Source organism: Pedobacter sp. MR2016-24 (assembly GCF_026239655.1).
Taxonomy (GTDB): domain Bacteria; phylum Bacteroidota; class Bacteroidia; order Sphingobacteriales; family Sphingobacteriaceae; genus Pedobacter.
The window spans coordinates 1-22,459 of the sequence record NZ_JAPIVO010000006.1 but is presented as its reverse complement, the minus strand read 5'-3'; the positions used below and the strand labels follow the sequence as shown (position 1 = coordinate 22,459).

The following is a 22,459-nucleotide window of genomic DNA, read 5'->3' as shown; positions in this document are numbered from 1 at the left end:
GGAGGCATTTTCAGGTATCAAAAGATACCCGCGACTAGTTTTTAACAGCTTCTTTTTTATTCCTATTATAGGCAACAGCCTCGTCAGCATTTGTAATATGTTCAGTTTTTAAAGCTGCAAATTTCTCTGTATTCATTTTTGCTACACCAGCAAGTCTTGATACATGGCTGCCAGAAGTGCCAATTAGTTCTAAGCTTGCACGCTCATTTATCATTGTATATAAACTTTCAGTATGTGCTTTAACACGTGCACATGCATCTCCTTTCAACATGACCTGAAGATATTTCAAATTGAATTTACCGGCAGTCTTAACATTTGCTTTATCAGCAGCATCAATACGATAAATATCTTTCACGTAAACAGTTACAGTTACTGGAGTAGTTTCAGAAGAACTAATGGTTAACGTGTTACCAACTTGTTTCAGTGAAACCTTGTCCAGATACAACTCATCCATTGTTATATATTCTTTATAACTTTGAACAAGTACCACTTTCGTGTTACCCGTCACTATCACCTTCTTAATCTCCGGGTTAACAGTTCCCAGGTCTACTGTAACCGTGGCCGCTGATGCAGTAAGACTAAATACCGAGGCTAATAGAATAATAGCGATTGAACTTGATTTTAGTACTTTGTTGAATAAAGTTTTCATATTTTTTTGAGTTTGTAGGTTTTTTATAACCTGTTGTTTGTAATTTGTTAGTTTGTTGATAAGACGCAATGTCCTAAGGAACGTTGCAGCAATTGGGTGGCTTTTATACCATAGTGCTTTTAGATTCGACGAACCCGCCAAATTCTTCGACCAAATGACCCTGTTTTATTTGAAAAAATTTTGGTATTTCGGATGCGGCCTTTGGTCGGGATATTACTGCTATTTCCATGTTTTTAAGCTTTTAATTTGTATAACCATCTATTTTTAAATAGTTTGCATATAAGACGTCAATCTGCTTTAAACGTTTCAGCAGCCATCCTGTAATTATACCAGGCTGTAATTCTGGCCGACCAACCCCTGTAATTTTTCGACCAACGCTTATAAAAAAATCAGGTTTCTGCCAATCTAATTTGACAGCAACTCATTTTTAATGTATGTTTAAAGATTTTACAAGCCTAAACTCCCTTCTTTTCCAATTTTTTAGCTCATGTTACGCGTCGATAGTTCTAAACCCTGCAAAATTGTATATTCACTGTGTAAACATGAATATTTAGGATATTTGATTGAACCACATATAGTTCAGCTGAATCCACAGGGTGATTTTTCACTAACATATCAACGCCTTTTTAGTCATACGGCTAAAGAATTCACCAAACACCTTTCAGAATCAGACTTAAAAATTATTAAGATTCTTGACGAGACAGAACAGGACCATGTAATTAAGAAGTACCATAAAAAAGCAATCCGCCCTTTCGAGTTTTTCACTAAGTTTTATGATGAGAAGTTTTACGAGGCAGTACGACCAAAAATTGAAAAGAAATTAACGGAAGTTCTGGAAATCATAAAAGACAGGGATGCCCTTTACCTGATGGATAAGGACGGCTGGCCAGCTGAAAGAAAAATTGAACTGGCAACTGAGCCTGCTACCATATTATTCCATTTCAGAAGAAGTGAAGTGGAAACGCGTTATTTTCCAACTATCAAATATGAAGGGCTGCGTATAGATTTTATGTTTAAAGAAGCACAGGTAGTTAGTAATCAGCCTGCATGGCTCTTATTAAATGATGTGCTTTATTTTTTTGAACAGGATTTTGAAGGCAAGAAACTCTCCCCGTTTTTAAATAAAAGATATATTTCCATTCCTACTGCAAAAGAGGAGACCTACTTTGAGAAATTTGTTACCCCACTAATTGAGAAGTATCATGTATATGCAGAGGGTTTTGACATCAGAACGGAAAAACACGAGCCTTCGGCCGTCATCAAAGTTATTTATGTAGAGAATGGCATTTCCCAGTTGCAGTTATATTTCCAATATGGAGATCACGCATTCGCACTGGGCAATGAAAAAAAAGTAACCGTACATCTTTCCAGGGAAGATACTAATTACGTCTTCACAAGAGTAAAACGGGATACGGTATGGGAAAAGAGTAAATTTACTGAGCTCACAAAATTAGGACTGAGAAAAGTAAGTCCGCTCTTCTATAATCTTGAACTGAGCCATGCCAGTGCAGCCGAAGATCAGTCGTATGGTGTGCTGAACTGGGTAAACGAACATATTGAACTGTTAAAGGGTAAAGGTTTTTCTATTGCACAATCAACGGGTAACAAGCGTTTCTTATTTGCCTCCAGCAAAATCGATTTTGAAATTAAAGAAGACAATGACTGGTTTGATATCAATGCGATCGTCTACTTCGGCATCCATCCTGTTCCTTTTATTGCTTTAAAACAACATATTCTACATAAGCGTCGGGAATTTTTATTGCCTGACGGGGAAATTGCGATTATTCCTGAGAAGTGGTTTTCGCAATACGGCAGCCTGTTTAGCCTGGCTGACGGCAGCAGATCATTAAAGCTGAAAAAACATCATATCGGCCTGATTACCGACCTGGCGGAAGATGGTATAGCCAATGTAACACTGCAACGTAAATTACAAAGACTCAACGATTTTGAGAATATAGCAGACATGCAAATGCCGGTTCATTTCAAGGGAGAATTGCGCAGCTATCAGAAAGCAGGTTATAACTGGTTCAGTTTTCTGAGAGAATATAATTTCGGTGGCTGTCTCGCGGATGACATGGGTTTGGGTAAAACCATCCAGACCCTGGCGATGCTGCAAAAATTAAAGGAAGAAGATGAGCAGAAAAATACGCACAGCACTTCGCTGATCATCATGCCTACCTCACTGATTTACAACTGGCTCAGTGAAGCTAAAAAATTTACACCAAAGCTTAAAATCCTGGCACATACCGGAGGAAGCAGAAACAAAAATGTAAGTCATTTTATAAAATATGATGTAGTGATCACTACCTATGGCATCACAAGGGTAGACATTGATGTACTGCAGGAATTTTATTTTAATTACATCATTCTGGACGAAAGCCAGAATATCAAAAACCCTTCTTCGAAATCTTTTAAATCTGTCAGGCTCCTCAAGTCAAGGCACCGGCTGATTCTGAGCGGTACGCCTGTAGAAAATTCTGTGGGCGACCTATGGACGCAGCTCACCTTCCTGAATCCCGGTTTATTGGGAACACAATCGTTCTTCAATGAAGAATATGTACAGGCCATTGAGAAGAGGAAGGATGAAGATAAAGCAAGAAAACTCCAGGCCATTATCAAACCTTTTGTTCTGCGACGAACCAAAGAACAGGTTGCAGAAGAGCTTCCTGCAAAAACAGAGCAGGTTATTTATTGCGACATGAGCGAAGATCAGGCTACTTATTATGAGAAGACAAAATCTGCGTATAGAAATGACCTTTTAAGCAGTATGGACGACGGTACCTATGCAAAAAAACAGGTACAACTTTTACAAGGCTTAACAGCCTTAAGACAATTAGCAAACCACCCGCAGATGATCGACCAGGAATACCTGTCCGACTCCGGAAAGTTTGAAAACGTTATACATACGCTCGATAATGTGCTGAAAGGGGGCCATAAAGTATTGATCTTCTCTCAGTTTGTAAAGCACCTGAGCATATTTAAGGCTTATTTTGAGAGGGAAAGTATTCCTTTTGCTTACCTGGATGGCTCTACTAAAAACAGGGGAGAAATTGTATCTGAGTTCCAGGAAAATACAGACTTGAAAGTATTCCTGATTTCAATTAAAGCCGGTGGAGTGGGACTAAACCTAACGCAGGCAGACTATGTTTTCATTTTAGATCCATGGTGGAATCCTGCGGTAGAACAACAGGCAATAGACAGGTCGCATCGTATCGGACAGGAGAAAAAAGTATTCATTTATAAGTTTATCGCTAAAGACACTGTAGAAGAAAAAATACTGGCCTTGCAAAACCGTAAGAAAAGGCTGGCCAGTTCATTGATTACCACAGAAGAAAGCTTTTTTAAATCATTGAGTAAAGAAGATATCAGGGAAATACTGGAGTAAATCATACCCCCTGATCCGGCGCATAAAGCCTGTACAAGATTTATCGATTGTACCTTTTACAGATCCTGCGTTAATATCATTACTTTGTTTGCAGAATTGCCGTATATGTTTCTCTTGAGATCATTTCTGCACCCAAACTTAATAAATGATCATTAGGCACCTGGCAATCAATCAGGCTAAACTTATTTGTCTGGCACAACCAGATCAATGCAGTTTTTGAAGCATTACTCATTAAACTGAACATGCTCTCCCCACAAAAGACATTATTGATATGCATACCATATAATCCGCCTGCAAGCTGGTCATCATACCAGACTTCCACACTATGCGCCCATCCGTTTTGATGTAAATCTATATAAGCATCCTGCATGGCTGTAGTAATCCAGGTACCATCCTGATCTCTTCTCGGCGTCTGTGCACAACTGGCGATTACCTCTTCAAATGCCGTATCCATAGTAACGGTGAAAATTTCATCTTTCAGTACTTTTTTCATGCTTTTACTCACTTTTACCTGGTTAGGGTAAATTACGCAACGCTCGTGCGGAGAAAACCAGCAGATCGGATCTCCCTCACTAAACCAGGGGAAAATACCATGCTGATACGCCAGTATCAAACGATCGCGACTCAGGTCGCCACCAATGGCAAGCAATCCATCTGGTTCGGCAAGTGATGGATCCGGAAAGATGAGCTCCTGCTCAGGTAACTGAAAGATCATAAACAAAAGTATGAATATTTAAACCTATACGTTATATCATAGTCATAAGTATAGCATACAAACATCATGGATAGAAATGATCACTCTTCAAAAATAAAGCATCTCTATAACCGCGCCGGGTTTGGCATATCTTATAACGCTTTGCATCAGCTGAGTAAAAGGAAAATCGGCAGCCCCGTCGATCAGTTATTCGAACAGTTATCAGCCGCTGCTGATTTAACTACAGTTACCAGAGAAGAATATGATCAGCAAAGACTGTTGCTGACTGCTTTGGGAGCTAAAAAAGATTATACTCCTGAAGAAAAGCTGCAGCGTCAGGAAATCACCAGGATGCAGAATCAGAAAAGCAGAGCACTGAATCTGGACTGGATGCAAAGAATGATTCATACAGAAAATCCTTTACTGGAGAAGATGACCCTGTTCTGGCATGGGCATTTTGCCTGCCGCACAAACAATCCTTATTTCTCGCAGCAGCTCAACAATATTCAACGGAAAAATGCACTGGGCAATTTTAAAGAGCTGTTAATAGAGGTTTCACAATCTCCCGCTATGCTTCAATATTTAAATAACCAGCAAAATCGAAAAGGCCGGCCTAATGAGAACTTTGCACGGGAACTGATGGAACTTTTTACGCTTGGTCGCGGTCATTATACAGAGCAGGATATTAAAGAATCTGCCCGTTCTTTCACCGGATGGATTTACAATAAAGAAGGCGAATTTGAGTTCAACCAGAAAGTTCACGACGAAAAAGAGAAAACCTTTTTTGGTCGTACAGGTACTTTTGATGGAGAAGCGATTATAGACATAATTTTAGAGAAGCCAGAAACCGCAACATTTATTTGCCGGAAGCTCTATCTGTTTTTTGTGAATGATACACCTGATGAAATTTGTATTCAGGAACTGGCGAGTCATTTTTATACACACAAATATGATATCGCTGCAGTGATGAGAAAAATGTTCAATTCCGACTGGTTCTACCGCAGGGAAAATATAGGCACCAAAATTAAGTCGCCGGCAGAATTTTTAGTGGGTCTGAGCAGGCAGTTTTTTGTCACCTATAATAAACCTCAAGTGATCATACAATTAGAAACCAGCTTAGGCCAGTATCTGTTTAACCCACCAAATGTGGCAGGCTGGCCTGGCGGAAGAAGCTGGATTGACAGTTCTTCTCTGATGCTGAGATTAAAAATCCCTTCCATGGTTTTGAACGATGGTATCCTGGATTTTAATGGAAAAGCAGATCCGGAAGATGAAGCTTTAATTGCACTAAACAAGAAAGTAAAATCCAATCCTCCAAAATCATATATCAATGCAAAGGCAGACTGGCCAAAGTTTATCAGCACCCTGCCAAAAGATCAAAAGCCGGAACAGCTTGCTGAATTTTTGCTCTCCCCAGCTGTAAGTACCAAGATCAAAGAGATTATTGTTCAGAATACCCATCCTAAAAACACTGCAATTGCAGTGACGAGTATGCCCGAATATCAGTTATGCTAATCTGGCCTAATAGTTAACACCATGGAAAGAAGAGACTTTATCAGGAAATCGGCATTGGCAGCAGCAGGAGCAATTATGATTCCTGCTTTTATGAAACCTTTCGAAGCACTGGCACTGGATGAGCTGAGTTTATACAAAAACTTGGTCGTGGTGCAGCTGTCTGGTGGCAATGACGGATTAAATACAGTAGTGCCCTTTGGTAATGATATCTACTATCAAATGAGAAAAGGTATTGCCATAAAAGCTGATCAGGTGATCAGGTTAAATGATATGCAGGGCCTGAATCCAAATCTTGCCCCCTTGCAGGAATTATACGATCAGGGCTGGATGTCAGTGATCAATGATGTAGGCTACCCTAACCCGGACCGTTCCCATTTCCGTTCCATGGATATCTGGCAAACAGGGAGTGATGCCAATCAGTACCTTTCCACTGGCTGGATTGGTCGTTATTTGGATGCCGACTGCGATACCTGCAAATCTCCCTATACTGCTATAGAGGTTGATGACAGCCTCTCTCTGGCCCTGAAGGGCAGTAAAAAAAAGGGGATTGCATTAAAGGATCCCGCTGCTTTATTCCGCAACACAAATGAAGCACTGTTCAAAGAAATGATCAACGGAGATAAGGCGCATCTTGATGAAGATAACCTGGGTTATTTATACAAAACGATGATCGAAACCTCATCCTCCGCCAATTACATACAAAATACCTCCAAATTATATAAGTCTGATGCTGTCTATCCTGCTACAAGTTTTTCTAATCAGCTTAAGACGGTATCAAAGTTCATTTGTTCCGGATTGAAAACCCGGGTTTATTATGTGTCTTTAAGCGGGTTTGACACACATGCGAATCAGGTTCAGCAACAAAGCAGGTTATTAAAACAATATGCCGAGGGCATAAATACCTTTATTAAAGATCTGCAGCAGAACAACAAGCTGGAGGACACTTTAGTGGTTACGTTTTCAGAATTTGGCAGGCGTGTAGCACAAAATGCAAGCAATGGTACAGATCATGGAACAGCAAATAATATGTTCTTATTTGGAGGGAAGTTAAAGAAACTGGGTATTTATAATGCGGCTCCTGATCTTGCTGATCTCGACAATGGCGATCTGAAATACCAGATTGATTTCCGTGAAGTTTACGGTACTATACTCGATAAATGGCTGGATGTAAATAACAGTCATATTCTGAATAAAAAATTCAACACATTAGACTTTATTTAAACCGATCAATCCGATCTGCTGTGAATGTTGTATGGCTTCCTGACTAGTCAGAAAAAGACAGGTATGCACGCCATGCGCTGCTGCTTTATCCAGTAATGCTATCGCTTCGTTTTCTTTTGACTGCCGCACGTTCCTGATATAGATAGCCTCTATATTCTTTGGATACTTTATAGCAATCGTAGAATAAATCGTTGGATCCTGCTGCGAATTATCACCAAAAAAAACAAATTTCTGGTTAGGAAAAGCGTCCAGAATACGCATTACCCTGATTAATTTACCTTCATGGCCAGTTTTGCCGGTCCTGACTAAATCCTTCCAGCGCTTAATCTGATTGAGCAAAAAAGCCCCGTCCGGCAATTTATTAAATCTGAAAGTTTCTACGAGATAGTCATACAAATTCCATTCACTACTGGATACATAAAAAAAAGGATTAGGATGTTCAGCATCTGTATGCGATTTGGCCAGCAGGCTATAATGTACGGCTACTTCCGGAAATGTCTTCCGCGTTCTGGGATTTTTAATAAAGAGTTCCCTTAACCTGCGACCAATGGTGGCTGAATGGGAAACCATAACGGTATCATCGATATCCGAGATAAAAGCATACTGGGTAATATGAGGCACATATACCTCTCCCGTATTCACTGCGAGCGTTTCATCATTTTCGCCGAGCACCTCTACTTTTACCTCATGCCATCCGGCTGTCAGGTCGTCCTCTGCCTTCCATTCAAATTTAAAGAAACCATCATATTCAGCAGTCTGATGAACTGTCTGCTCACGGAATGATAGTCTCAGTTTTACAAATGGATAGGGTTTAAGAATAAACAGTTTAAAGAGGTAGGCGATGTTTACAAAAATATTATTGCTGTAATTCTGCCTGGTGTCAGACTTAAATTTAAACGCATGCCCGTACACCACAAGATTATGCTTGTGGCCATAGCCATGATATACTTTTACACTGACAGAATTATTCATTATAAATAAAACAGAGTATGACTGTAGTTGTTTGGTTAGTAAACAATACTAAATGGAAACAGTAACTCCTGAGCTTAAACTACTCTTCATTGTTAACCCGGGCTCAGGCAGCGATGATACTGATTTCAAAACGGTTATCAGCGATTTTTTTCTTCCGTTGAACCATCAGATTGAAATTTATGAATTGCCGGATAAATGCAGTACTGACCAGATCAGCACTGCGATAAAAAAAGCCGGGGCAGACCGTGTAATTGCCGTTGGTGGAGATGGCACACTGAAACTTGTAGCCGAATGCTTAAAAGGAACCACGACGCCTATCGGGATCATTCCTGCAGGTTCAGCAAATGGCATGGCAAAAGAGCTTGGCATCCCCATAAATATTAATGAAGCACTGGAACTGATTATCAGGGGCAAGCCTAAAGAAATTCATGCAGTCATGGTCAATGATGAATTATGCATTCATTTATCAGACATTGGCTTTAATGCTTATATCATTAAGAAATTTGACGACTTACCCCAAAGAGGAATGTGGGGTTATGCGAAGGCCACCTGGAAAGCCTTATGGAGCCATCATCTCATGGAGGTAGAGTTTGAAATAGCAGGAGAAACTATTCGCTCACAGGCTGCAATGGTAGTTATTGCCAACGCAACGATGTATGGAACCGGCGTGAAAATTAATCCTGAAGGTAAATTAGACGATGATGTTTTTGAGGTAATTCTTGTTAAGAAGTATTCTGTGATGGAGATTATTAAAATCCGCCTCACTAACCTGCCGTTTAACCCGGAGAAGATCGAAATATTTGCTACAAAAAACCTTCAGATCAAGACAAAACATAAAGTCCATTTCCAGGTTGACGGTGAATATATGGGAAAAGTAAACCAGGTAAATGCCAGGATCATCCCGGCAGCAATTTCTATTATTGTTTAATAACCCTGAAATAACTTCTATGTGCTTGCAGGGTGTAATAAGCCCGGAAGAATTCAGCAATAATACAAAGTCTGAATAAAATACCAAACCACTGATTTTCCTGGTGCAGCAGTTCTGGTAAAAATGTGATAAAGCCGATTGAAAAGACCCACAATACTAAACGGAATGGAAACTGACTATAATAAACCACAATACCGTACTTTTTGAAGCGAAACAGTCCTGTAGCTGAAGCGAACAGAGAAATGAAAATCAGCAGCGTAAAAACTACTCTCAAAACAGATAAGGTTTCGTGTGGAATAGCATCAAAATGATTCACTATCTGCCAGATCTGAGGAACCATAAAGAGAATACTAATGATATCCAGCAGGGCAAATACTTTTAATAAAATACGCATAAATTAGTTACAATAACGGGCCAGCAGCGCATCTGCCAGACTGGATCCCATGTGTTTTACAAAAAGAAAATCTTCACAGGCTCCCTCCTTATCTTTCTGACGCAATTTTTTTTGTCCCTCTTTAATCACAGATTCCAGGTAAGCATCGTCATAACCCAGTTCTTTTTTCAGAGCAGTTATTTTAGGCTCTTCAGCTGCATTGTAATTCCCGTTGTACTTATTACGGTAGAAGTTAGTAATTGCATCCGTTAAGCCTTCATTTGCCTTATAGGCAGCAATAGCACGCTCTCTTTCCAGTGGTCCCTTGCCTGAACAATCCGCGCCAGAAAGGGTAAAGTTTACAGGAACGATTAATACATAAGTAGTATCATAATCCGCAGGCACTTTCCATCTCCCGCTGCTCATTCGGATGAGTCGCAATGCCTCCCTGTCCAGATCAATTCCAAGTCCGTTGCTTACTTTTGAAGCGTAGACCTCTCCATTGCTGTTGAGTTTAAAGCTAATCTGAATTTTTCCCTGGATGCAGTTCTGCCATGAATAAGCAGGATAAATAATATTTGAATTGATAAAAGCTTCCAGCCCTCCTTTTAAAGTGGGCTGTGCCTGCACAGATAATCCAAATAGTAACAAAATTGCAGCAAGTACTCTTTTCATATCCTAATTTACAAAAATTAACCCGGAATAGGGCTAAACGTATGTTGCAGTATGATGTTTGGGTCAGGACAGTTCTTCAGATAAATATCGCGTTTTGAATACTGGCAGACCCCCGGATAGTCTCCTTTTAAACCCTGGATATTGAACATGAGCTGAAAATGCAGGTGCGGAGGCCAATTACCGTTTTCAGCAGGAATTCCAAATGTTGCAAAAGCCACTCCCGAAGCAATCTGCTGCCCTTCTGCCAGTCCGTTTAAAGATGCCAGACTCAGATGTCCGTATAAGGCAAAAAGTGTTAAGCCGTCCAGATTATATTTAAGTATGATGGTCGCCCCATAATCCCCAAAGCCTGCATTGTTTTTAAAACTATGCACCTCTGCATCATAAAAGCTATACACATTCGTACCAGCCTTAGCCCAGATATCTACGCCCAGATGGAGCCTTCTTGGTTCCTCTTCAGTATCAAAATGGGCACTTCTGGTATAGATTGTACGGTGTTCATCGTAACCACCAATTCCATACAGACAGTGGTTTGTATGCAGCTGATTATCTACCCAGGCAGAAAATGTAGCAGTATCATTAATAATATCAGCCCTAAGCTCATGATTCCGTTCAGTGAAATCAAGCGGCAGCAACTGGTCAGATCCAGGCACAAAATCAACAACTTTGCTGATCCTGCTTTCACTTTCCGACCAGGTCTTCAGCCTTTCCAGCGCATCCATATTAGTCTTCAGTAGTCTCTTCTTCGCTTGAGGTACGTTCTTTTGAAATCTTTTCGAAGATCTTATCCATATGCTCTACATAAGTATTTGTATCGTCTACAAAAAACGTAAGCGTAGGTACCACCCTTGCCTGATGACGAATACGTGCACCTAACTTATACCTGATTTCTCCGGCATGTGAATTCACTGTAGAGATTGATAGTGCTGTATTGTTTGTACTTAAGAAACTCAGATAAACTTTAGCTACTGCCAGATCCGGAGAAACACGGACCTTAGTAATGGTAACTAATGTATTCGGTAAGTATTCTGCACCCTCCCTTTGGAAAATTGCAGCTAATTCTTCTTGTAGTATACCGGCAAATTTCTGTTGACGTTTACTTTCCATGATATTTTTGCGCTTAGTATTAGTATAATAATTTGTCGAACGGATACCGCTCAGTATGCAGGGCAACTATCTGATCATACAACATTTGTTTAAACTCATCCAGATTCTCTTTATGCAAAGCAGAAATGAATATCGCAGGCGCATTGTTTTGTGCCATCCAGCTGCGTTTAAAATCTTCAAGTGTCAGTGTTACCTTTTCCTCTTCATGTGATTCAGGGGCCTCCGGACTTACGTAGGCATCAATTTTATTGAATACCATAATAGTTGCTTTATCCCTTGCACCGAGTTCTTTTAAAGTTTCATTCACCACATTGATCTGATCCTCAAAATTGGGATGAGACACATCAACTACGTGAATCAGCACATCTGCCTCCCGTACCTCATCCAGTGTTGATTTAAAACATTCTACCAGGTGATGGGGAAGTTTTCTGATAAATCCAACTGTGTCAGAAAGTAAAAAGGGCAAATTGTCAATCACCACTTTCCTCACTGTGGTATCCAGCGTAGCAAACAGTTTGTTTTCTGCAAATACCTCAGATTTTGAAACCATGTTCATAATCGTAGATTTACCTACGTTGGTATAACCTACCAATGCTACCCTGATCAGCTGAACACGGTTTTTACGCTGTGTTTCGTTTTGCTTATCAATCAGCTTCAGTCTGCCTTTCAGTAAAGAGATCTTTTCCAAAATCATCCTTCTGTCACTCTCAATCTGGGTTTCCCCCGGACCACGCATACCAATACCACCCTTCTGACGCTCAAGGTGAGTCCAGAGGCGTGTAAGCCGTGGCAATAAATATTGCAGCTGTGCAAGTTCTACTTGTGTTTTTGCCTGTGCAGTTTGTGCCCTTCCTGCAAAAATGTCAAGGATCAGATTACTCCTGTCCAGAATTTTCACTTCCAGTTCTTTTTCAATATTACGCAGTTGTGATGGGGATAGTTCGTCGTCAAAAACAACCATATCTATCTCCTCCGACTTCACGTAGGCTCTTATCTCTTCCAGCTTTCCTGTTCCTACAAAAGTTGACCGTTCAGGACGGAGCATTTTTTGTGTGAAACTAGTTTCCACTACCCCACCGGCAGTATCTACCAGAAAGGCAAGTTCATCAAGATATTCTTTAGTTTCTTCCGGTTTTTCTCCCGGCCTGATTACGCCAACAAGGACAGCCCGTTCCTGTTTAAGCGCGGTATCATAAGTTTTCGCTTTTCCCATGTAAAGTACAAAGATACAAAAGTTATACCGAGATCAACTCCTTTGCAAAAGCCTGCATTGCGGCAGCAGGATTTGAGGTCTTCATAAAGTTTTCACCAATCAGGAATCCATTGAAACCAGCACCTTTTAATTGTTTGATCGTCTTTACGTCACTAATGGCACTTTCTGATATCTTTAAAAATTCAGCAGGTATCTCCTCAGCCAGCTTAAAGGAAGTCTGAATATCTACAGAAAAATCGGCCAGATTGCGGTTATTCACTCCAATAGCATCTACATCAGGATGGATACTCCGTTGAAGTTCTTCCAGATTATGCACTTCCAGCAGTACATTTAAGCCCAGACGCTTCGCCAAACCGGCGAAACCGGCAATTTCAGCAGGTGTCAGAATAGCAGCAATTAATAAAATAATATCTGCCCCTAAAGCTTTTGCTTCCAGGATCTGATACTCATCAATCATAAAATCCTTACGCAACAGAGGAACCTGATTAGCAGCTCTCGCTTCAAGCAGATCATTGGAATGACCGCCAAAAAAATCAGCATCCGTTAGCACTGAGATAGCAGATGCGCCAGCAGCGGCATAACCTGTTGTCACTGCAGTAACCGTAGAATTCGCATTGATGATACCTTTAGAGGGAGAACGCCGCTTAAATTCTGCAATAATACCGTTCCTGTCTTCAGCCAGCAAAAATTCTCTGAAAGAATAGGGTGTACGGTTAAAATGAAGTCCCTTCTCCAGTTCAGCAATAGAAACTAATGTTTTAGCCAGCGCTACTTCTTCCTTTTTCCGTATTACAATTTTATCTAATATATTCATCTGTTAATTTTCTAACCAATTTTGCATCATCTGTTTTCCGAATTCTGTCAGCACACTTTCCGGATGAAACTGCACCCCGCGCACATCATAAGTCTCATGCCTCAATGCCATGATCTCAGACTTTACATCAGTTGCCGTTATTTTTAAACAAGAAGGTAAATCCTGTTGATTAACTACCCAGGAATGATATCTGCCTACATTAATACTTTCGGGGCAGTTTCTAAAAAGCAGCTCCTCTTTATCCAGTACGGCGATAGGAGTCGCAATTCCATGCATGGGTCTGCCAAGATTGAACAATGTTCCCCCGAAAGCTTCAGCAATGGCTTGCTGACCCAGACATACACCTAGTATACTTTTCTTTGGGGCATAAGTCCTGATCACATCCAGCAATAAGCCTGCTTCATGAGGCACTCCCGGTCCGGGTGACAATAATATTTTATCAAACTGATCTACCTGATCCAGCGTAAACTTATCGTTCCTCCATACTTCGGCTTCTCTGCCCAATTCATTTATTAAATGCACCAGGTTATAGGTGAACGAATCATAGTTATCTATAACCAATACTTTCTTCTGCATGTCCTTAATTTAAATATGATTAATTTCTTTAGCCATCTCAATTGCTTTACGCAGGGCTGCAATCTTATTATTTACTTCGTTCAATTCATTTTCCGCTATAGAATCAGCCACGATACCTGCACCCGCCCTGTAATGCAGCTGGTTATTTTTGCTCATAAATGTCCTGATCATAATGGCATGATTAAACTCACCACCAAAGCCCATATAGCCCAGAGCACCGGCATAAAAATTACGCGCCAGCCCCTCATATTCGTCAATCAGCTGCATTGCTTTATACTTTGGCGCGCCGCTTAAAGTTCCTGCCGGATAGGTATCTGCAACAACTTTAAAAGCAGAGACTCCTTCCTGGAGATTACCACTCACCTTAGAAACCAGGTGTATCAAATGAGAATAATACTGTACTTCTTTAAAAGATTTTACCTGCACATTTCTGCAATGTCTGCTCAGGTCATTTCTGGCCAGGTCAACCAGCATTACATGCTCCGCACTTTCCTTAGGATCCTGCTCCAGTTGTCTGGCCAGTTCAGCATCCTCCTCGTCATTTCCAGTACGTTTGAATGTACCTGCAATCGGGAAGATATTAGCTACATTTTTCTTGATCGTGATCTGAGCTTCAGGAGAAGAGCCAAAAAGTTTAAAGCTCCCGTAATCGAAATAAAACAGATAAGGGGAAGGGTTAATGGATCTCAGGCAACGGTAAACATTAAATTCATCACCAGAAAAACCCTGATTAAACGCCCTTGAAGGAACAATCTGAAAAACGTCCCCTCGCAGAATATGTGTTTTCATTTTCTCCACAATAGCCTTAAAACCGTCATCGGTCAGGTTGGATGACTCTGCTCCTACAGTATCGAAACTGTATTCAGGAAAATTCTTGTTCTGGATCAGGTATTCTATTTTTCCGAGATCACCTTTTTCTAGGTGGTCAAAATCATTTTTAAATAACGTTACCTCATTCTTGAAATGGTCTATCGCTATAATATAACGGTAAACGTGGTATTGCATCAGCGGAATTTCTTCGTCTTTTGCAGTAATAGCCCCAAACTTGATATCTTCAAAATACTGAACCGTATTCCAGGTAAAATAACCAAACAGACCAGTAGAAATATACCGTTGCTCTTCAATCGGCTGAACATCAAAGTTCGCTTTAAAGCTTTCAATCTCGTCTGCAAGTATAAACTCTTCTTTCTCCTCCTTTGTACCGTCAGGGAAATAAGTAGATAGTTTGCCGTTCTGCAGGATAATTCCCGCTACAGGGTCTGCACAGACATAACTTACAGAGTTTTCCCTGCTATGGTAATCCGAACTTTCCAGTAAAAGCGTATTTGGGAAAACATCCCTCAAACGCAGATAAATGCTCACAGGAGTAGTCGTATCTGCTAGTCTTTTCTTATAAAATGTATTGATATTGATCTTCTTCATGTGCTGATAAAACAAAAAAACCCGACGTGTTGTACGTCGGGTTTAGTATGTGTGGTTTGGTTTAGGTTGATAAACTATAAGGTACACAAGGCTGCGACGAAACTCTTTTCAGAATTACCACGCCATTGCCAAGTATGTGTATTGTTAATCATGTTTAGCAAAAATATAAATAAATCTAATAAACCAAAATAAAATCGTAAAAATAATTACATGCCAAATAAGTGGCGACTTCCGTCTGCTTTAACCATCATTAAAATTGCCGCAGTAATCAATACCAATGCAAAACCAAAATAGATAAATATAGTTTTGTGTTTCATCAATGCGCTATCCACCTTCTTTGAGCGTGAATTACCGACAGTAATCAGCACAATTGCAATGATCATCATACTGATATGCTCCATTTTCCAGTAACGTGCTATGGCAGTAGAACTATCGTATTTATAAACCCCCATTATAAAATATAATGCTAAGCCCATCAGTAGCTGAATGTGTGCACTGATCAGCGCAAATACATTTAATTTACGGTTACCTTCAGTATAAGGTTTTTTACCTAAAAAGCCCATTAATGCATTAGTAAAAGCAACCAATAATAAGATGATCACCACATAACGCCATCCAGAATGTGCTTTATTCAAGATTTCAGAAATACTCATAATTCTTTTTCTTTCAAAACTAACGAAATAGCTCCTTTTAACTCAAAAAGGATTTTCTAAAAATAGAATTTAGAATCATTATAAATGCAAACGGGCATTTTCCCTAAGGATTTCATTAACAAGGTAAAAAAATTGATATAAAAATAAGCAATCCCTTTTTTTACATAGATTTAGCTAATAACTATTACTTATACTTCATGATGAAATCTTTACTTACGCTCGCGTTGGTATTTTCGGCTACATTCCTTTTTGGACAGCAAACTTATCCCGTAAACGGATCTTTTGACACCAGACCGGGACTATTTGCATTTACAAATGCCACAATTGTAGTCAATGCCAACCAAACCATCAGCAATGGAACATTACTGATCAAAGGTCAAACAATTCAGTCCGTGGGACAAGGAAGCACTATTCCAAAGGGATATGTAATCATTGACCTGAAAGGCAAATACATCTATCCTTCCCTGATTGATCCCTTTACCTCTTATGGACTCACAGAACCTGCAAGAAGCACAACAGGTTTCGGAGGTCGACAGTCTATTTTTGTCTCCACCAAAAAAGGTTCTTACGACTGGAATGAAGCTATCAGACCGGAAACGGAAGCACGTACCTTATTTGCTATCGACACTAAAAAAGCAGAAGAAATGCGCAGAGCGGGTTTTGGTAGTGTGAATGTAATCAACCGTGATGGCGTTGCCCGCGGAACTTCAGCAGCAGTTACATTAAGCGACGAACGCGAAAACACAACGATGCTCAACAGCCAGTCGGCCGCCAACTATTCTTTCAATAAAGGGACGTCGCAGAATGACTACCCAACTTCATTGATGGGAGCTATAGCTTTATTGCGACAAACCTATTATGATGCGCAATGGTATGGTAAGCAGAAAGAAGAGTATAATATCTCGCTCGAGGAGTTTAACAAACAGCAAAACCTGCCGCAGATATTTGAAGCAGATGGATGGCAGAATATTCTGAGAGCAGATAAAATCGCCAAAGAATTCGGAAAACAGTACATCATCAAATCTACAGGCGATGAATATCAGCGTATAGCTGCAGTAAAGGCAACAGGTGCAAGTCTGATTATTCCTTTAAATTTTGTTAAACCTTATGAGGTTGAAGATCCCGCTGAAGCCCGCAACATCACCCTGGCACAAATGAAAGGCTGGGAAATGGCTCCGTCAAATGCAGCTGCACTTGAAAAAGCAGGTATCCGGTTTTCACTGACGACAAACGGACTTGATAATGTGAAAGATTTCTGGACCAATATCCGCATTGCGATTGAAAACGGTTTGACAGAGAAACAGGCCCTTTTAGCAGTTACAGAGATTCCGGCATCCATGATCGGTATTGGAGATAAGGTGGGAACGCTCGAAAAAGGTAAACTGGCTAACTTTCTGATTACCTCAGAGCCCTTGTTTAAAAACGGAAGTATTGTATTTGAAAACTGGATCCAGGGCAAACGTTTCGTGGTCAGCAAAATGAATGTAAACGATTTAACGGGCATTTATAACCTTAATGTAGACGGTATCGGTGCTTTAACGCTGAAAATAAACGGTACAACGGCTGCAATCGAAAGAACAGGCACGGATAGTCTTAAAACTGCTGCTACCTTTAACCGTAGTGGTGACTGGATCAGCATCGGCTTCAATCTGAAAAAGAATCCCGTTACTGAGGTCAGACTCAGCGGATATCTTACATCTGAAGCACCTGTGATGATAAGAGGAGAAGCTGTTGTGGGATCAGGAAATACAGGCAAATGGTCGGCTGTGTTCAAAAGCGCAAATACAGAAGCTCCTAAAAAAGATAAACCAAAAGCGACATCCCCTGCAGGCGCACTCATCTATCCATTTGTTGCCTTTGGAGAAGAGGCTGCTCCAAAACAGGAGGCTGTACTTCTAAAAAATGCTACCGTATGGACAAACGAAAAAGAAGGCATCCTGCTTAATGCGGACGTATTGCTGGAAAATGGAAAGATAAAAGCTGTAGGAAAAGGCTTATCAGCTGGTAATGCTAAGGTTATTGACGCTACAGGCAAACATATCACCGCTGGTTTAATCGATGAGCATTCCCATATTGCAATTGCCGGAGGAGTAAATGAAGGTTCACAGTCCTCATCAGCAGAAGTGAGAATTGCAGATGTCGTGAATTCTGAAGATGTAAATATCTACAGACAACTTGCAGGTGGTGTGACTACTTCGCACTTATTACATGGTTCAGCGAACCCTATTGGCGGTCAGGCGCAACTGATCAAACTACGTTGGGGGAAATTGCCGGAAGAATTGAAATTTGGGGCTAATGATGGTTTCATCAAATTTGCCCTCGGTGAAAATGTGAAGCAAAGTAACTTTGGAACAGGCGCAAGGTTTCCTGTTACAAGGATGGGTGTAGAACAAACCTATGTGGATGATTTCACCCGCGCAAAAGAATACAAAGCAGCTCTTGCACAAAAAGGAAATACAGTCAGAAGAGATCTGGAATTAGATGCTATTGTTGAAATACTGGACAATAAGCGCTTCATCACCTGCCATTCTTATGTACAATCGGAAATTAATATGCTGATCCATGTAGCCGACAGTTTAGGTTTCAAAATCAATACATTTACCCACATATTAGAAGGTTACAAAGTGGCCGACAAAATGAAAGCGCATGGAATCAATGCTTCAACTTTCTCCGATTGGTGGGCTTATAAAATGGAGGTAGCAGAAGCTATCCCTTATAATGGTAAGATCATGCACAATATTGGTATTACTACTGCATTTAACTCCGATGATGCTGAAATGGCCAGAAGATTGAATCAGGAAGCAGGAAAGGCCGTATTATATGGTAATGTACCAGAAGAAGATGCATTGAAATTTGTATCACTTAATCCTGCAAAAATGATGCACATAGATAATCGTGTAGGTAGTTTGAAAGCGGGTAAAGATGCAGACGTAGTGATATGGTCAGCTCATCCTTTATCAATTTATGCAAGAGCTGAAAAAACGTTTGTTGACGGAATCCCTTACTGGGATATAGATAAAGATGCACAACTACGTGCCCAGCAACAGACCGAAAAAGCAAGGATTATACAAAAAATGCTGGAAAGTAAAGCCGGTGGCAGCAAAACACAGCGTCCGCTAGCCGAATCCCCGCGTTTATACAATTGTGAATCAGCAGAAGATTATAGTGCAGAATTAAACGATAAGGAAGGAGCTCATAACCATGAATAAATATATCATAACACTATTAATGACAACGGCAGTAACGCTAAAAGGTTACACCCAGGCCAATATTTCACCGGCGCCTAAACAGACCAAACTGATTGCGATTACTGGTGCAACAATTCATATCGGTAATGGCAGCATAGTAGAAAACGGGACGATCCTTTTTAACGGAGGAAAAATTATCTCAGTAGCCGCCGGTGGACAAGCGCCACAAGACGATGTTCTTGTGATCAATGCCAATGGGAAACATGTCTATCCGGGTTTCATATCGCCAAATACCAATCTCGGACTTGCAGAATTTGAGTCCGTTAAAGCTACCCTGGATTATAGTGAAATCGGGAATATGAATCCGCATATCCGTTCTATTGTTGCTTATAATACAGATTCAAAAGTACCTGCAACATTGAGAAGCAACGGTATCCTGATGGCACAGATTACGCCAGAAGGGGGAACTATTGCAGGAAGCTCTTCCGTTGTGCAACTCGATGCTTGGAATTGGGAAGATGCAGCCATAAAGATTGATGATGCGATGCATGTAACCTGGCCGGTTATACCCAGATCAAGAGGTTTTGGAAGAGCACCTGTTGTTTCAGCAGAAATTCTGCAGGAACGCAGACAGCTGGCGATCAATGAGCTTGAACAGATCTTTTCAGAAGCTAAAGGATATGCAGATCTTACTAAACCAGCAGCAGTAAATCCACGCCTTGCAGCGATGAAGCATTTATTCGATGGGAGTCAGCGTTTGTTCATCACTGCAGATTCACAAAAAGATATCGTCGCAGCAGTTAACTTCGCTAAAAAATACAAGCTTACACCTGTAATTATTGGCGGAGATGAAGCCTATCTGATTATGGACTTCCTCAAGGAGAATAATGTTTCGGTTATAGTTAAACAACCACATGCATTACCTAATTCTACTGATGATGATGTCAATATGCCTTATAAGAATGCAGCAGTTCTGGCTAATGCCGGTGTAACTGTTGTGGTAAGTATAGAAGGCTACTGGCAGCAAAGAAATCTGCCTTTCATGGCAGGTACTGTTTCAGCATGGGGACTGGATAAAGAAAAAGCATTATCTACCATTACGCTCAATACGGCAAAAGTTCTTGGTATCTCAAAAACAGCAGGAAGTTTGGAAGCGGGTAAAGATGCTACCCTATTCATTTCCAGTGGTGATGCCTTAGATATGAAGACAAACCATGTGGAAAAAGCTTTTATACAGGGTCGTGATATCAATCTGGATAATCTGCACAAACAATTAGACAAGAAGTTTAGTGAAAAATATGGCATGAAGGCTGCCAACTAAAAACAAAAAGGGTGATCCGCCTCCAGATCACCCTAATTAACTAACTCATTATTACAAAAAAACTGGCTGTTGGGGAAGGAGTCGAACCTTCAAGGGGAAGTTAGCCTCAGTTCAAAATTAATTTGTGGTCAACCCGTAAACTGTGTTTATCCCATAATCCCCACCACCGAGACAAGAAGGTGTGTCTGCCAATTTCACCACCCAACATTAAATAAAGAACATCATTTCTTTAGCTGTAGGAGAAGGAGTCGAACCTTCAAGGAGTGGTTAGCCTTTTCAGGTTTCCCAAATTCTCCACCACCGAGACAAGGAGGTGCGTCTGCCAATTTCGCCACCCTACAGAATATAAACAAGTGTTAAAGAACTATTTTGGCTTACTTGCTTGATACAAATGTAACAAGAACCTACATACGTTGCAAATATTTTAATGCTTTAATTTTATTATTATGATATTTATAATTATATTAGACATTCATTAACATATATCAAAATCATGCTTAAAAAAGAAAGCCAAAATTTAGAAATTGACAACCTCGATATTGACATTTTGAAGCAGCTGATGCAGGATGCTACCAAACCATATACAGAAATAGCGAAAGATTTGATTGTTTCTGGTGGTACCATACACGTGAGAATGAAGAAACTCCAGGAAATGGGTATCATTAAAGGTTCACATTTAATAATTGATCCGCAAAAAGCGGGATATGATATTTGCGCATTCTTAGGAATTTACCTGGAAAAGGGAATTCAATATAAAGATGCCGTAGCACAATTGAGTAAAATCAAAGAAGTAGTAGAGTTGCATTATACTACTGGTGCCTATAGTATGTTTGCAAAAATCATTTGCCGTGATACGAATCACCTACGTCATGTACTGAATGAAGAAATCCAGGCAGTAGAAGGTATCCAGCGCACGGAAACACTTATTTCATTAGAAGAAAGCATCAGAAGACAAATTGAATTAGGATAATTTCCCGGATATTTGAATAAGAATTAAAATTAGCCATTTAATAACAAATGATTGAAATACAATTAGGAGACATCACTAAAATACATGCAGATGCGATTGTAAATGCTGCGAATACCTCCTTACTCGGCGGGGGCGGTGTAGATGGAGCGATCCATAGAATTGGTGGTTCAGCAGTACTGGAAGCCTGCCAGAAAATAAGAAATAGTCAAGGTGGCTGCAAAGTTGGCGAAGCTGTAATTACCACTGCTGGTAACCTTCCCGCAGGATATGTCATTCACACGGTCGGGCCAGTATGGAATGGTGGTAAGAGCAATGAAGAAATATTACTTGCTACGGCCTATACGAACAGTCTCAACCTTGCACAACAAAATGGGATAGAGAGTATTGCCTTTCCAAACATCAGTACCGGTATTTATAGATTCCCTAAAGATAGAGCTGCAGAAATTGCTATTGATACTGTGCAGCAGTTTCTAAAAACAAGCAGCACGGTTAAGAAGGTGACTTTTGTGTGTTTCGATAGTGAAAACTATTATATCTACAGACTGAGACTAAAGAAGCTGGAAGACCAGGAGAACTTACAGCGGCTACTCTCCAGGCCATCTAAAGATCTATTTCAACAAGAGCAATCAGATAAATGAAATAAGCACTTATAGCGCTTCATTTCGTTTCATCTTCAATATAGGTTTCACCTGGCTAAGAATCCAACTTAGTCCTTAATGCAAAAGGTGTTAATGACAAATATATACAGCCTTAATGCAACAGGTGTTAATGATAAATCATGTA

20 protein-coding genes and 2 tRNA genes are annotated in these 22,459 nt (G+C 40.3%); 8 read left to right on the top strand and 14 right to left on the bottom strand.

Going from position 1 to position 22,459, the window contains the following annotated elements; translation table 11 throughout:
• Window positions 1-34: 34 nt before the first annotated feature.
• Complete coding sequence (locus OQX62_RS16415; RefSeq protein ID WP_265832701.1) at window positions 35-649, bottom strand: GIN domain-containing protein; 615 nt, start codon at window positions 647-649, stop codon at window positions 35-37.
• 487 nt (window positions 650-1,136) lie between these two features.
• Between OQX62_RS16415 and OQX62_RS16410 the strand changes: the two genes are divergently transcribed.
• Complete coding sequence (locus tag OQX62_RS16410; protein ID WP_265832700.1) at window positions 1,137-4,034, top strand: DEAD/DEAH box helicase; 2,898 nt, start codon at window positions 1,137-1,139, stop codon at window positions 4,032-4,034.
• A gap of 79 nt (window positions 4,035-4,113) precedes the next feature.
• Here the strand turns inward: OQX62_RS16410 and aat are convergent, their stop codons facing one another.
• Window positions 4,114-4,749, bottom strand: a complete 636-nt coding sequence (gene aat, locus OQX62_RS16405; RefSeq protein ID WP_265832699.1) for a leucyl/phenylalanyl-tRNA--protein transferase — start codon at window positions 4,747-4,749, stop codon at window positions 4,114-4,116.
• A gap of 66 nt (window positions 4,750-4,815) precedes the next feature.
• On the opposite strand from aat, the gene OQX62_RS16400 reads away from it, so the two are divergent.
• Both OQX62_RS16400 and OQX62_RS16395 read left to right on the top strand, forming a co-directional pair.
• A complete protein-coding gene (locus OQX62_RS16400) occupies window positions 4,816-6,243 on the top strand; it encodes a DUF1800 domain-containing protein (RefSeq protein WP_265832698.1) in 1,428 nt (475 codons plus the stop codon).
• Between the two features lie 21 nt (window positions 6,244-6,264).
• Entirely contained in the window at window positions 6,265-7,464 is a 1,200-nt protein-coding gene (locus OQX62_RS16395; RefSeq protein WP_265832697.1) for a DUF1501 domain-containing protein, read from the top strand.
• On the opposite strand, the gene OQX62_RS16390 is transcribed toward OQX62_RS16395, so the two are convergent.
• Window positions 7,450-8,436 carry an App1 family protein gene (locus tag OQX62_RS16390; protein ID WP_265832696.1) on the bottom strand — a complete coding sequence of 329 codons (987 nt, stop codon included), beginning with the start codon at window positions 8,434-8,436 and terminating at the stop codon, window positions 7,450-7,452. The genes OQX62_RS16395 and OQX62_RS16390 overlap by 15 nt on opposite strands.
• A 52-nt stretch (window positions 8,437-8,488) precedes the next feature.
• Between OQX62_RS16390 and OQX62_RS16385 the strand changes: the two genes are divergently transcribed.
• Window positions 8,489-9,364, top strand: coding sequence for a diacylglycerol/lipid kinase family protein (locus tag OQX62_RS16385; RefSeq protein WP_265832695.1), 876 nt, complete (start codon window positions 8,489-8,491; stop codon window positions 9,362-9,364).
• On the opposite strand, the gene OQX62_RS16380 is transcribed toward OQX62_RS16385, so the two are convergent.
• The 9 genes from OQX62_RS16380 to OQX62_RS16340 form a co-directional block, all read right to left on the bottom strand.
• Window positions 9,354-9,758: a hypothetical protein gene (locus OQX62_RS16380; RefSeq protein WP_265832694.1), complete on the bottom strand. Its 405-nt coding sequence runs from the start codon at window positions 9,756-9,758 to the stop codon at window positions 9,354-9,356. The two genes, OQX62_RS16385 and OQX62_RS16380, sit on opposite strands and share 11 nt — an antisense overlap.
• A gap of 3 nt (window positions 9,759-9,761) precedes the next feature.
• Window positions 9,762-10,412: an energy transducer TonB gene (locus OQX62_RS16375; RefSeq protein WP_265832693.1), complete on the bottom strand. Its 651-nt coding sequence runs from the start codon at window positions 10,410-10,412 to the stop codon at window positions 9,762-9,764.
• 17 nt (window positions 10,413-10,429) lie between these two features.
• Entirely contained in the window at window positions 10,430-11,134 is a 705-nt protein-coding gene (locus OQX62_RS16370) for a peptidoglycan DD-metalloendopeptidase family protein (RefSeq protein ID WP_265832692.1), read from the bottom strand.
• 1 nt (window position 11,135) lies between these two features.
• Entirely contained in the window at window positions 11,136-11,519 is a 384-nt protein-coding gene (gene rbfA, locus OQX62_RS16365; protein ID WP_265832691.1) for a 30S ribosome-binding factor RbfA, read from the bottom strand.
• A 19-nt stretch (window positions 11,520-11,538) separates the two neighbouring features.
• A complete protein-coding gene (hflX, locus tag OQX62_RS16360; protein ID WP_265832690.1) occupies window positions 11,539-12,732 on the bottom strand; it encodes a GTPase HflX in 1,194 nt (397 codons plus the stop codon).
• A gap of 22 nt (window positions 12,733-12,754) precedes the next feature.
• Window positions 12,755-13,546: an indole-3-glycerol phosphate synthase TrpC gene (trpC, locus tag OQX62_RS16355; RefSeq protein ID WP_265832689.1), complete on the bottom strand. Its 792-nt coding sequence runs from the start codon at window positions 13,544-13,546 to the stop codon at window positions 12,755-12,757.
• A 3-nt stretch (window positions 13,547-13,549) separates the two neighbouring features.
• Window positions 13,550-14,122, bottom strand: a complete 573-nt coding sequence (locus OQX62_RS16350; protein WP_265832688.1) for an anthranilate synthase component II — start codon at window positions 14,120-14,122, stop codon at window positions 13,550-13,552.
• A gap of 9 nt (window positions 14,123-14,131) precedes the next feature.
• On the bottom strand, window positions 14,132-15,544 hold the full coding sequence (locus OQX62_RS16345; RefSeq protein ID WP_265832687.1) for an anthranilate synthase component I family protein: 1,413 nt from the start codon (window positions 15,542-15,544) through the stop codon (window positions 14,132-14,134).
• Between the two features lie 206 nt (window positions 15,545-15,750).
• Window positions 15,751-16,197, bottom strand: coding sequence for a cytochrome B (locus OQX62_RS16340; protein WP_265832686.1), 447 nt, complete (start codon window positions 16,195-16,197; stop codon window positions 15,751-15,753).
• A 197-nt stretch (window positions 16,198-16,394) separates the two neighbouring features.
• Here OQX62_RS16340 and OQX62_RS16335 point away from each other — a divergent pair, with 197 nt between their 5' ends.
• Both OQX62_RS16335 and OQX62_RS16330 read left to right on the top strand, forming a co-directional pair.
• Window positions 16,395-19,406: an amidohydrolase family protein gene (locus OQX62_RS16335; RefSeq protein ID WP_265832685.1), complete on the top strand. Its 3,012-nt coding sequence runs from the start codon at window positions 16,395-16,397 to the stop codon at window positions 19,404-19,406.
• A complete protein-coding gene (locus OQX62_RS16330; protein ID WP_265832684.1) occupies window positions 19,399-20,706 on the top strand; it encodes an amidohydrolase family protein in 1,308 nt (435 codons plus the stop codon). Before OQX62_RS16335 ends, OQX62_RS16330 begins: the two co-directional genes overlap by 8 nt.
• Window positions 20,707-20,769: 63 nt before the next feature.
• On the opposite strand, the gene OQX62_RS16325 is transcribed toward OQX62_RS16330, so the two are convergent.
• Both OQX62_RS16325 and OQX62_RS16320 read right to left on the bottom strand, forming a co-directional pair.
• Window positions 20,770-20,913, bottom strand: a tRNA-Asp gene (locus tag OQX62_RS16325).
• Between the two features lie 26 nt (window positions 20,914-20,939).
• Window positions 20,940-21,047 (bottom strand) — tRNA-Asp (locus OQX62_RS16320).
• Between the two features lie 152 nt (window positions 21,048-21,199).
• Here OQX62_RS16320 and OQX62_RS16315 point away from each other — a divergent pair.
• Together OQX62_RS16315 and OQX62_RS16310 are read left to right on the top strand one after the other, a co-directional pair.
• Window positions 21,200-21,676 (top strand): Lrp/AsnC ligand binding domain-containing protein, encoded by a 477-nt coding sequence (locus OQX62_RS16315; RefSeq protein ID WP_158798703.1) that lies wholly within the window; start codon window positions 21,200-21,202, stop codon window positions 21,674-21,676.
• Between the two features lie 47 nt (window positions 21,677-21,723).
• Window positions 21,724-22,314: an O-acetyl-ADP-ribose deacetylase gene (locus OQX62_RS16310; protein WP_265832683.1), complete on the top strand. Its 591-nt coding sequence runs from the start codon at window positions 21,724-21,726 to the stop codon at window positions 22,312-22,314.
• Window positions 22,315-22,459: the final 145 nt, after the last annotated feature.

Excerpts from the sequence above, each read along its gene's own strand:
- OQX62_RS16385 (WP_265832695.1), top strand. The coding sequence starts at position 8,489 with ATGGAAACAGTAACTCCTGAGCTTAAACTACTCTTCATTGTTAACCCG.
- OQX62_RS16345 (WP_265832687.1), bottom strand. The coding sequence starts at position 15,544 with ATGAAGAAGATCAATATCAATACATTTTATAAGAAAAGACTAGCAGAT.
- OQX62_RS16340 (WP_265832686.1), bottom strand. The coding sequence starts at position 16,197 with ATGAGTATTTCTGAAATCTTGAATAAAGCACATTCTGGATGGCGTTAT.
- OQX62_RS16330 (WP_265832684.1), top strand. The coding sequence starts at position 19,399 with ATGAATAAATATATCATAACACTATTAATGACAACGGCAGTAACGCTA.
- OQX62_RS16350 (WP_265832688.1), bottom strand. The coding sequence starts at position 14,122 with ATGCAGAAGAAAGTATTGGTTATAGATAACTATGATTCGTTCACCTAT.
- OQX62_RS16335 (WP_265832685.1), top strand. The coding sequence starts at position 16,395 with ATGATGAAATCTTTACTTACGCTCGCGTTGGTATTTTCGGCTACATTC.
- OQX62_RS16390 (WP_265832696.1), bottom strand. The coding sequence starts at position 8,436 with ATGAATAATTCTGTCAGTGTAAAAGTATATCATGGCTATGGCCACAAG.
- OQX62_RS16415 (WP_265832701.1), bottom strand. The coding sequence starts at position 649 with ATGAAAACTTTATTCAACAAAGTACTAAAATCAAGTTCAATCGCTATT.
- OQX62_RS16395 (WP_265832697.1), top strand. The coding sequence starts at position 6,265 with ATGGAAAGAAGAGACTTTATCAGGAAATCGGCATTGGCAGCAGCAGGA.
- hflX (WP_265832690.1), bottom strand. The coding sequence starts at position 12,732 with ATGGGAAAAGCGAAAACTTATGATACCGCGCTTAAACAGGAACGGGCT.
- OQX62_RS16375 (WP_265832693.1), bottom strand. The coding sequence starts at position 10,412 with ATGAAAAGAGTACTTGCTGCAATTTTGTTACTATTTGGATTATCTGTG.
- OQX62_RS16400 (WP_265832698.1), top strand. The coding sequence starts at position 4,816 with ATGGATAGAAATGATCACTCTTCAAAAATAAAGCATCTCTATAACCGC.
- OQX62_RS16380 (WP_265832694.1), bottom strand. The coding sequence starts at position 9,758 with ATGCGTATTTTATTAAAAGTATTTGCCCTGCTGGATATCATTAGTATT.
- trpC (WP_265832689.1), bottom strand. The coding sequence starts at position 13,546 with ATGAATATATTAGATAAAATTGTAATACGGAAAAAGGAAGAAGTAGCG.
- rbfA (WP_265832691.1), bottom strand. The coding sequence starts at position 11,519 with ATGGAAAGTAAACGTCAACAGAAATTTGCCGGTATACTACAAGAAGAA.
- OQX62_RS16410 (WP_265832700.1), top strand. The coding sequence starts at position 1,137 with ATGTTACGCGTCGATAGTTCTAAACCCTGCAAAATTGTATATTCACTG.
- OQX62_RS16310 (WP_265832683.1), top strand. The coding sequence starts at position 21,724 with ATGATTGAAATACAATTAGGAGACATCACTAAAATACATGCAGATGCG.
- OQX62_RS16315 (WP_158798703.1), top strand. The coding sequence starts at position 21,200 with ATGCTTAAAAAAGAAAGCCAAAATTTAGAAATTGACAACCTCGATATT.
- aat (WP_265832699.1), bottom strand. The coding sequence starts at position 4,749 with ATGATCTTTCAGTTACCTGAGCAGGAGCTCATCTTTCCGGATCCATCA.
- OQX62_RS16370 (WP_265832692.1), bottom strand. The coding sequence starts at position 11,134 with ATGGATGCGCTGGAAAGGCTGAAGACCTGGTCGGAAAGTGAAAGCAGG.